Raw genomic sequence first — 8,990 nt, forward strand, 5'->3', positions numbered from 1 at the left:
AACAACGGGCGCTCGCCCGGTTACCATGGGGGGGGGGGCACCCCCAACAAACCCCCCCCCCCCCCTAACCGCGGGCACGCCCCTCTCCTCGTTCCTCCGGAGTGTGATGTGGCCCGTACAACTCCGGCCGGTCGCTGCGGCGTTGAAGCGACCGGCCGGGGAACGGGCGGAAAGACGGAACAGGTTGTGGATCAGCCGGAGCGGCCGCGTCAGCCGGAGCGGCGCAGGGCCTCGGAGAGGCGGCCCGCGGCGTCGATCACGGCCTGGGCGTGCATCCGGCCCGGGTGGCGGGTCAGACGCTCGATGGGGCCGGAGACCGAGACGGCGGCCACGACACGGTTGGAAGGGCCGCGTACGGGCGCGGAGACGGACGCGACGCCCGGCTCCCGCTCACCGATCGACTGGGCCCAGCCGCGGCGCCTGACGCCCGACAGGGCCGTCGCCGTGAAGCGGGCGCCCTGCAGGCCCCGGTGCAGGCGCTCCGGCTCCTCCCAGGCCATCAGGATCTGCGCGGAGGAGCCCGCCTTCATCGTGAGCGTCGAACCGACCGGGACCGTGTCCCTGAGGCCGGACAGGCGCTCCGCCGCGGCGACGCAGATGCGCATGTCGCCCTGGCGGCGGTAGAGCTGCGCGCTCTCGCCCGTGACGTCCCGCAGGTGCGTCAGGACGGGGCCCGCGGTCGCGAGCAGGCGGTCCTCGCCGGCCGCCGCCGCGAGCTCCGCGAGGCGCGGGCCGAGAATGAAACGACCCTGCATGTCGCGCGCCACCATGCGGTGGTGCTCCAGGGCCACCGCCAGGCGGTGGGCCGTCGGTCTTGCCAGTCCGGTGGCCGCGACGAGCCCAGCAAGGGTCGCGGGTCCGGACTCCAGGGCGCTGAGGACAAGGGCTGCCTTGTCCAGAACGCCGACGCCGCTACTGTTGTCCATGCGTCGATACTCCCGTCTCACTCTGTGAAACGCAAGTTCAATTTTCCGTGGAACTTGCCACTCTTGAACTCACACCGGCCCCGCGGGACAGAACGGGGCCCGGCCGTCGGCGTCCGGTACGAGGGGTACGGGCGAAGGCGATCCGAATCTCTAGTGGTGCCGGCACACCGAGCCGGCCGGAGGGAAAGCGATGGGTAGGACACTCGCGGAGAAGGTCTGGGACGACCACGTCGTCCGGCGCGCCGAGGGCGAGCCCGACCTCCTCTTCATCGATCTGCACCTGCTGCACGAGGTGACCAGCCCGCAGGCCTTCGACGGCCTCCGCAAGAGCGGCCGCCAGGTGCGGCGGCTCGACCTCACCATCGCGACCGAGGATCACAACACCCCGACCCTCGACATCGACAAGCCGATCGCCGACCCGGTCTCCCGGGTCCAGCTGGAGACGCTGCGCAAGAACGCCGCGGAGTTCGGCGTGCGCCTGCACTCCCTGGGCGACGTCGAGCAGGGCGTCGTGCACGTCGTCGGCCCGCAGCTGGGTCTGACCCAGCCCGGCATGACGGTCGTGTGCGGTGACTCCCACACCTCCACGCACGGTGCGTTCGGCGGTCTGGCCTTCGGCATCGGCACCTCGCAGGTCGAGCACGTGCTGGCCACCCAGACGCTGCCGATGGCCCGCCCCAAGACCATGGCCATCACGGTCGAGGGCGAGCTGCCCGAGGGCGTCACCGCCAAGGACCTGATCCTGGCGATCATCGCCCGCATCGGCACCGGCGGCGGCCAGGGCTACGTCCTGGAGTACCGCGGCTCCGCCATCGAGAAACTGTCGATGGAAGCCCGCATGACCATCTGCAACATGTCGATCGAGGCCGGCGCCCGCGCGGGCATGATCGCCCCCGACGAGACCACCTTCGCCTACCTGGAGGGCCGCGAGCACGCCCCCAAGGGCGAGGACTGGGACGCCGCGGTCGCGTACTGGAAGACGCTGAAGTCGGACGAGGACGCGGTCTTCGACGCCGAGGTCGTCATCAAGGCCGACGAGCTGTCCCCGTTCGTCACCTGGGGCACCAACCCGGGCCAGGGCGCCCCGCTTTCGGCGAACGTCCCCGACCCCGCTTCGTACGAAGACGCCTCGGAGCGCCTGGCCGCCGAAAAGGCCCTGGAGTACATGGGGTTGGAGGCCGGCCAGCCGCTGCGCGACATCAGGGTCGACACCGTCTTCGTAGGCTCCTGCACCAACGGCCGCATCGAGGACCTGCGGGCCGCCGCCGAGATCCTCAAGGGCCGCAAGGTCGCCGACGGCGTGCGCGCGCTGATCGTTCCCGGCTCCGCGCGGGTCGGTCTGCAGGCCGTCTCCGAGGGCCTGGACAAGGTCTTCAAGGAGGCCGGCGCCGAGTGGCGGCACGCGGGCTGCTCCATGTGCCTGGGCATGAACCCGGACCAACTCGCGCCCGGCGAGCGCTCCGCGTCCACGTCCAACCGCAACTTCGAGGGCCGGCAGGGCAAGGGCGGCCGTACGCACCTGGTCTCGCCCCAGGTCGCCGCCGCCACCGCCGTGCTGGGCCACCTGGCCTCGCCCGCCGACCTGTCCGACGCCCCCGTCGCCGCTGGAGTCTGATCAGTCATGGAAGCATTCACCACGCACACCGGCCGGGCCGTCCCGCTGCGCCGCAGCAACGTCGACACCGACCAGATCATCCCTGCTCACTGGCTCAAGAAGGTCACGCGGGACGGTTTCGAGGACGGGCTGTTCGAGGCCTGGCGCAAGGACCCCGAGTTCGTGCTGAACCGGCCGGAGCGCGAGGGCGCCACCGTCCTGGTCGCCGGGCCCGACTTCGGCACCGGCTCCTCTCGCGAGCACGCCGTGTGGGCGCTGCAGAACTACGGTTTCAAGACCGTCATCTCCTCCCGCTTCGCCGACATCTTCCGCGGGAACTCGCTGAAGAACGGCCTGCTGACCGTCGTCCTGGACCAGAAGGTCGTCGACCAGCTCTGGGAACTGGTCGAGAAGGACCCCCAGGCCGAGATCACGGTCGACCTCGAGGCCCGCGAGGTGCGCGCCGAGGGCGTCACCGCCCCCTTCGAGCTCGACGAGAACTCCCGCTGGCGCCTGCTGAACGGTCTGGACGACATCAGCATCACGCTGCAGAACGAGCAGGACATCGCCGCCTACGAGGCGAAGCGCCCCTCCTTCAAGCCGAAGACCCTCCAGAGCTGATCCCGGGCCCGGCGGCGGACTGATCCGCTGCCGGGCAAGGCATATTCAGGCCACTTCCGAAGGGCCCCGTACCCCCAATCGAGCATCGGTTGGGGGTACTTCCATGTCCGGCCCCAGGAGCCCTCCGCGGGCCCGCGGAGGGCTCCGTTTCGGGGCTCAACTCCCCTTAATAGCAAGGCTGTTCGGCGAAAACGGAGGTTCGGGCGGGCTATCCGGCGATGGGCCGTCCGGAGGACCCAGAAGCCCCTCGTGGCGCGGGAGTTACCCCCTGCGGAGGCGACAACTCGCCCCAGATGGCACAATCTGTGCATGGGACACGACGGCCAACTCCAGCTGTACACGGCGGTCGCGGACCAGCTCAAGGAAGCGCACTCCCGAGTGCGCGCACTGCAAGTCCCGGAGGGCGTACGGATGGCGCTGACCCGGAAGCTGCTGGTCATTACGGCCGCGGCCAAACACGATCTCGCCGGAGCGGCAAGGCGGCTGGAGCGATTCATGGCGGACCTCGACGACTTCGAAGAGGGTTCGTCCACCGAAGAAGAACTCTGAGGCAGTCGAGTCCGTTGCGGCACAAGGGTGATTAGCCCGTTTCGCGTTTGATTTGCGGTATATATCTGCCTAACGTGCGAAAAGCCGGGCCGAAAGAGATTCGTTCCGGCAATGTCTCCGAAGGGGAAGACGTGAACAAGGCGCAGCTCGTAGAAGCGATTGCCGACAAGGTGGGCGGCCGTCAGCAGGCCGCTGACGCCGTGGACGCCGTACTCGACGCCATCGTCCGTGCCGTGGTCGCCGGCGACCGCGTCTCGGTCACCGGTTTCGGCTCGTTCGAGAAGGTCGACCGCCCCGCCCGGTACGCCCGTAACCCGCAGACGGGTGAGCGCGTCCGGGTCAAGAAGACGTCCGTGCCCCGGTTCCGCGCGGGCCAGGGCTTCAAGGACCTCGTCGCGGGTTCGAAGAAGCTCCCGAAGAACGATGTCGCGGTCAAGAAGGCGCCCAAGGGCAGCCTGACCGGCGGCGCTTCGGCGACGGTCAAGAAGGCCGCGGCCAAGAAGACCACCGCGGCCGCGAAGAAGGCGGCGGCCAAGAAGGCGACGCCTGCGAAGAAGACGACGGCCGCCGCGAAGAAGGCAGCCACCGCCAAGAAGACGACGGCGAAGAAGACGACCGCCAAGAAGACCACGGCGACCGCCAAGAAGACGACCGCCGCCGCGAAGAAGACGACCGCCAAGAAGGCGACCCCGGCCAAGAAGGCCGCCACCGCCAAGAAGACGGCGCCCGCCAAGAAGGCCACTGCCAAGAAGGCGCCCGCCAAGAAGTCGACGGCGCGCAAGACGACCGCCAAGAAGGCCACCGCCCGCAAGAAGTAAGGGCCGAAGCCACCCAGGGCTGCTCACACGCCGGGCCGGACTCCGTCAGGGGAGTCCGGCCCGCGGCGTTTTCGCTGCTCAGAAGGTCTGCAGGGTCACCAGCACGATGCGGCGGGCCTCGCCCTCGCCCTCCGTCTCGATGCGCACCCGCTGCCCGGGACGCAGCAGCCGCAGGCCGCCCGCGTCGAACGCGGCGGCGTCGAAGGACACCGGGGTGCCGTCGTCCATAAGGACGCTGCCGGAACGGGACTCGGAGTCGTACGTGTACGCGGTGGCCTGCATACCCGCAGCGTACTCAGTGCGCGATCAGTCCACGAGCAGCAGTCCGGCGGTGGCCCGGGCCGTGTGCGGGCCCACGCCGAGCGCCAGCGCGGCCCGCAGATCCTCCCCCGTGTCCACGTCCTGGCGCACGGAAGCGACCCCCGCCGACGGAAGTTCCACCGCTCCCGAGGCCGTGTGCCGGGCGCGCGACGCACCACCGAATGCGGGCCGCAATTCCCTTCCCGGTCCCGCGGCCAGGAACGTCGTACCGATTCCGGCGGCATCCGGCAGAAAGGCCCGCGGAAAAGCGGAGGCCGCGGCGAGCACCGCCGCCAATTCGGCGGGGCGCAGTGCGGGCAGATCCGCGTTGAGCGCCGCGACCGGCGCGGTGGGGCGCCGGGAGCGCACGGCGGCGGCCCCGTGCGCCAGCGCGGCGTTGAGCCCGGCGCCGGGGGAGTCCGGCACGATGCGGGCCCCGAGCGCCCCGAGCGCGGCCCCGGCCCGCCCGTCGTCCGTGACGACCACCACATCCCCGACCCCCGCGCAGGCCGTCGCCGCGGCGACCGTGTCCTGGGCGAACGCGAGCGCCAGACCGGGCCGCAGGACGTCCCCGGCGGCGGGCGCCAGCCTGCTTTTGGCCCGCATCAGGGGTTTCAGCGGTATCACCAGGGTCCACTGCACCCGCCCATTGTGACCTGTGCGCGAGGTGTGGTGGATGAAAAGCGCTGGTGCGCACAGGTCCGCACAAGGGCGGTGGTGCGACAGAGGGGGGCGTACGGTGTTCTCGACAGACCGGTGGCCTGGGGCGACACTTGTGCGGCCCGGACAGGTACCGCCTGCCAGGTCCTAGAGGAAGGTGTCCGAGTGTCCCGCCGCAGAATCGGCTTCTGGTACCGCTTCGCCGCGGTCCTCTGCAAACCACCACTGGTCGTTCTGTTCAAGCGGGACTGGCGCGGAATGGAGCACATTCCGGCGGACGGCGGATTTATCACCGCGGTCAACCACAATTCCCATCTGGACCCGTTCCTGTACGCCCATTTCCAGTACAACACCGGACGAGTCCCGCGATTCCTCGCGAAGCACGGCCTCTTCAAGAAGGGGTTCGTGGGCGCCGCGATGCGCGGCACCGGACAGATTCCCGTGTACCGCGAGACGACGAACGCGCTGAGTGCCTTCCGTGCCGCGATCGACGCCGTGGAGCGCGGTGAGTGCGTCGCCTTCTATCCCGAGGGCACCCTCACCCGGGATCCCGAACTGTGGCCGATGATCGGCAAGACCGGCGTCGCCCGCGTGGCCCTGCAGACGAAATGCCCCGTCGTCCCCGTCGGCCAGTGGGGTGCCACCGAGGCCCTCGCCCCGTACGCGAAGAAGCCGCATTTCTTCCCGCGCAAGACGCACCACGTGCTGGCGGGCGAGCCCGTCGATCTCTCCGCCTACTACGACCGGGAGATCACGCCCGAGCTCCTGAAGGAGGCCACCGAGACCATCATGGTCGCGATCACCTCCCTCGTCGCGGAGCTGCGCGGGGAGCCCGCCCCGGAGAAGCGTTTCGACCCGCGTGAGGCGCGCATCGAGCAGCGCCGCAAGTCGCAGGCGGACAACGAGGGTTCGGCGTCCGCGTCCGGCCGTGCCGTCAAGGAGAGCGAGAAGTGACCCGACCCGTGAAGGCCGCCGTCTTCGGCACCGGCTCGTGGGGCACGGCCTTCGGCATGGTGCTCGCCGACGCCGGGTGCGACGTCACCCTGTGGGGCCGCCGCGCCGAGCTCGCCGAAGCCGTCAACTCCACGCGGACCAACCCGGATTACCTGCCCGGCGTCGAGCTCCCCGAGAACCTGCGGGCGACCACCGACGCCGCCGAGGCGGCCGCCGGAGCCGACTTCACCGTCCTCGCCGTGCCCTCGCAGACCCTGCGCGGCAACCTCGCCGCCTGGACGCCGCTCCTCGCCCCCGGCACCGTCCTCGTCTCGCTGATGAAGGGCGTCGAGCTGGGCTCCGCCATGCGGATGAGCGAGGTCATCGAGGACGTCACCAAGGTCGGCGAGGACCGCATCGCGATCGTCACCGGCCCCAACCTCGCCCGCGAGATCGCCGCCCGCCAGCCGGCCGCCGCGGTCGTCGCCTGCCGTGACGAAGTGGTCGCACAGCGTCTCCAAGTCGCCTGCCATACCCCGTACTTCCGGCCCTATACCGAGACGGACGTGGTCGGCTGCGAGCTCGGCGGCGCCGTCAAGAACGTCATCGGGCTCGCCGTCGGCATCGCCGACGGCATGGGCCTCGGCGACAACACCAAGGGCTCGCTGATCACCCGCGGCCTCGCCGAGACCGCGCGCCTCGGCGTCGCGCTGGGCGCCGACCCGCTGACCTTCTCCGGGCTCGCGGGCCTCGGCGACCTCGTCGCCACCTGCTCCTCGCCGCTCTCGCGCAACCACACCTTCGGCACCAACCTCGGCAAGGGCATGACCCTCGAGGAGACCATCGCGGTCACCAAGCAGACCGCCGAGGGCGTCAAGTCCTGCGAGTCCGTCCTCGACCTGGCGCGCCGCCACGGCGTCGACATGCCCATCACGGAGACCGTCGTCGGCATCGTCCACGAGGGGAAGCCGCCGGTCGTCGCCCTGAAGGAGCTCATGTCGCGCTCCGCCAAGCCCGAACGACGCTGAGCGACGCCCGTTGCGGGCGCTGACTCTCGAACTACCAGCAGGTACGCTCAACGCGATATGAGCAGCGAGAACCTCCCCCAGAGCCCCGCATCCGCCCTGTCGGGCGCTTCGTCGAGCGGGCAGAAGCCGCGCGTGGCCGTCGTCTTCGGCGGCCGCAGCTCCGAGCACGGTGTCTCCGTCGTCACGGCGGGCGCCGTGCTGCGCGCCATCGACCGGTCCAAGTACGACGTGCTGCCCATCGGCATCACGCGCGAGGGCCGCTGGGCGCTGACCTCGGACGACCCGGAGCGGATGGCCATCGCCGACCGCAAGGTCCCGGACGTCGCCGACCTGGCCGAGTCGCCCGAGGGCGGCGTGGTCCTCCCGGTCGACCCGGCCTCCCGCGAGGTCGTCTACAACGAGCCGGGCTCCGTGCCCAAGGTCCTCGGCGACGTCGACGTGGTCTTTCCCGTGCTGCACGGCCCCTACGGCGAGGACGGCACGATCCAGGGCCTCCTGGACCTGTCCGGCACCCCGTACGTCGGCTGTGGTGTGCTCTCCTCGGCCGTCGGCCAGGACAAGGAGTACATGAAGCGCATCTTCACCTCCTTCGGCCTCAAGGTCGGCCCCTACCTGGTGATCCGCCCGCGCGAGTGGGAGAACGACCAGGAGGGCGCCCGCCGCCGCATCGCCGACTTCGTGGGCGAGCAGGGCTGGCCGCTGTTCATCAAGCCCGCCCGCGCCGGCTCCTCGATCGGCATCACCAAGGTCGACTCCTTCGACGGGCTCGACGAGGCCATCGAGACCGCTCGCGCCCACGACCCCAAGGTCATCGTCGAGGCGGGGCTCGTCGGCCGCGAGATCGAGTGCGGCGTCCTCGAGTTCGAGGACGGCCCGCGCGCCTCGGTCCCCGCCGAGATCCCGCCGGTCCAGTCGCACGACTTCTACGACTTCGAGGCGAAGTACATCGACTCGGCGGCCGGCATCGTGCCCGCGCCGCTGACCGACGAGGAGACCGCCGAGGTCCAGCGCCTGGCCGTCGCCGCGTTCGACGCCGTGTCCTGCGAGGGGATCGTCCGCGCGGACTTCTTCCTCACCGAGGACGGCGAGTTCGTCATCAACGAGATCAACACCCTGCCCGGCTTCACGCCGATCTCCATGTATCCGCGGATGTGGCAGGAGTCCGGCGTCAGCTACCCGGAGCTCGTCGACCGCCTCCTCGAAGCGGCCCTGCGCCGCTCTACGGGTCTGCGGTAGGCCTCCGGCCGGTTTTCGGGGTGTGCGGGCCGGCGACAGTCGCCGGCCCGCGTCCCGGGGCCCCGCGTGATGGGGCGGTCGGTGCTGGTGGGGTGGCCGGTGCCTGTCGGGTTCGTGCTTGTCCGCGGGGTGGTGGGGGCTTGGCGCGCAGTTCCCCGCGCCCCCGAGATGCGCACTTCGTGCGGCATCTCATCGGGGCTTGTCGGGGTGTCGGTGGGCCGGGGGCTGGTCAGTCGGGGGTACCCCTGGGGGTGGGCGTGCTGGTGGGGGCCCCCCGATACACCCACGGGGCCCCCCCCCCCCGTGCGCCCGGGTGCGTGGGGGT

Annotated in this window: 10 protein-coding genes; 7 read left to right on the top strand and 3 right to left on the bottom strand. The window is 70.6% G+C overall.

The genetic code is table 11. The features are described 5' to 3' along the window. Nucleotides 1-209: 209 nt before the first annotated feature. A complete protein-coding gene (gene ndgR, locus ACFW9D_RS30325; RefSeq protein WP_058942291.1) occupies nucleotides 210-926 on the bottom strand; it encodes an IclR family transcriptional regulator NdgR in 717 nt (238 codons plus the stop codon). A gap of 190 nt (nucleotides 927-1,116) precedes the next feature. Here ndgR and leuC point away from each other — a divergent pair, with 190 nt between their 5' ends. The 4 genes from leuC (at nucleotide 1,117) to ACFW9D_RS30345 (ending at nucleotide 4,508) form a co-directional block, all read left to right on the top strand. Next, complete coding sequence (gene leuC / locus ACFW9D_RS30330) at nucleotides 1,117-2,541, top strand: 3-isopropylmalate dehydratase large subunit (protein ID WP_384627140.1); 1,425 nt, start codon at nucleotides 1,117-1,119, stop codon at nucleotides 2,539-2,541. A 6-nt stretch (nucleotides 2,542-2,547) separates the two neighbouring features. Next, nucleotides 2,548-3,141 carry a 3-isopropylmalate dehydratase small subunit gene (gene leuD, locus ACFW9D_RS30335; RefSeq protein ID WP_384627142.1) on the top strand — a complete coding sequence of 198 codons (594 nt, stop codon included), beginning with the start codon at nucleotides 2,548-2,550 and terminating at the stop codon, nucleotides 3,139-3,141. A 309-nt stretch (nucleotides 3,142-3,450) separates the two neighbouring features. Beyond that, on the top strand, nucleotides 3,451-3,690 hold the full coding sequence (locus tag ACFW9D_RS30340; RefSeq protein WP_188336650.1) for a hypothetical protein: 240 nt from the start codon (nucleotides 3,451-3,453) through the stop codon (nucleotides 3,688-3,690). A 131-nt stretch (nucleotides 3,691-3,821) separates the two neighbouring features. Further along, nucleotides 3,822-4,508 carry an HU family DNA-binding protein gene (locus tag ACFW9D_RS30345; RefSeq protein ID WP_188336649.1) on the top strand — a complete coding sequence of 229 codons (687 nt, stop codon included), beginning with the start codon at nucleotides 3,822-3,824 and terminating at the stop codon, nucleotides 4,506-4,508. Nucleotides 4,509-4,586: 78 nt separating this feature from the next. Here the strand turns inward: ACFW9D_RS30345 and ACFW9D_RS30350 are convergent, their stop codons facing one another. Together ACFW9D_RS30350 and cofC are read right to left on the bottom strand one after the other, a co-directional pair. Beyond that, a complete protein-coding gene (locus tag ACFW9D_RS30350; RefSeq protein WP_384627144.1) occupies nucleotides 4,587-4,790 on the bottom strand; it encodes a hypothetical protein in 204 nt (67 codons plus the stop codon). Between the two features lie 24 nt (nucleotides 4,791-4,814). Next, the gene (gene cofC, locus ACFW9D_RS30355) at nucleotides 4,815-5,450 is read right to left on the bottom strand and encodes a 2-phospho-L-lactate guanylyltransferase (RefSeq protein WP_384627146.1); all 636 of its coding nucleotides are present in this window, start codon (nucleotides 5,448-5,450) and stop codon (nucleotides 4,815-4,817) included. 183 nt (nucleotides 5,451-5,633) lie between these two features. Here cofC and ACFW9D_RS30360 point away from each other — a divergent pair, with 183 nt between their 5' ends. From ACFW9D_RS30360 to ACFW9D_RS30370, 3 genes are read left to right on the top strand one after another with little or no spacing between them, the layout of a single operon-like run. Beyond that, complete coding sequence (locus tag ACFW9D_RS30360) at nucleotides 5,634-6,422, top strand: 1-acyl-sn-glycerol-3-phosphate acyltransferase (protein WP_188336646.1); 789 nt, start codon at nucleotides 5,634-5,636, stop codon at nucleotides 6,420-6,422. Next, nucleotides 6,419-7,429 carry an NAD(P)H-dependent glycerol-3-phosphate dehydrogenase gene (locus ACFW9D_RS30365; protein WP_384627149.1) on the top strand — a complete coding sequence of 337 codons (1,011 nt, stop codon included), beginning with the start codon at nucleotides 6,419-6,421 and terminating at the stop codon, nucleotides 7,427-7,429. Before ACFW9D_RS30360 ends, ACFW9D_RS30365 begins: the two co-directional genes overlap by 4 nt. A 57-nt stretch (nucleotides 7,430-7,486) precedes the next feature. After that, a complete protein-coding gene (locus ACFW9D_RS30370; RefSeq protein ID WP_384627151.1) occupies nucleotides 7,487-8,665 on the top strand; it encodes a D-alanine--D-alanine ligase family protein in 1,179 nt (392 codons plus the stop codon). Nucleotides 8,666-8,990 lie beyond the last annotated feature (325 nt).

The sequence above is a fragment of the Streptomyces sp. NPDC059524 genome, assembly GCF_042749255.1.
Lineage (GTDB): Bacteria > Actinomycetota > Actinomycetes > Streptomycetales > Streptomycetaceae > Streptomyces > Streptomyces xanthii.

Coding starts and splice junctions, on each gene's coding strand:
- ndgR (WP_058942291.1), bottom strand. CDS start 926: ATGGACAACAGTAGCGGCGTCGGCGTTCTGGACAAGGCAGCCCTTGTC.
- leuC (WP_384627140.1), top strand. CDS start 1,117: ATGGGTAGGACACTCGCGGAGAAGGTCTGGGACGACCACGTCGTCCGG.
- ACFW9D_RS30350 (WP_384627144.1), bottom strand. CDS start 4,790: ATGCAGGCCACCGCGTACACGTACGACTCCGAGTCCCGTTCCGGCAGC.
- leuD (WP_384627142.1), top strand. CDS start 2,548: ATGGAAGCATTCACCACGCACACCGGCCGGGCCGTCCCGCTGCGCCGC.
- ACFW9D_RS30370 (WP_384627151.1), top strand. CDS start 7,487: ATGAGCAGCGAGAACCTCCCCCAGAGCCCCGCATCCGCCCTGTCGGGC.
- ACFW9D_RS30340 (WP_188336650.1), top strand. CDS start 3,451: ATGGGACACGACGGCCAACTCCAGCTGTACACGGCGGTCGCGGACCAG.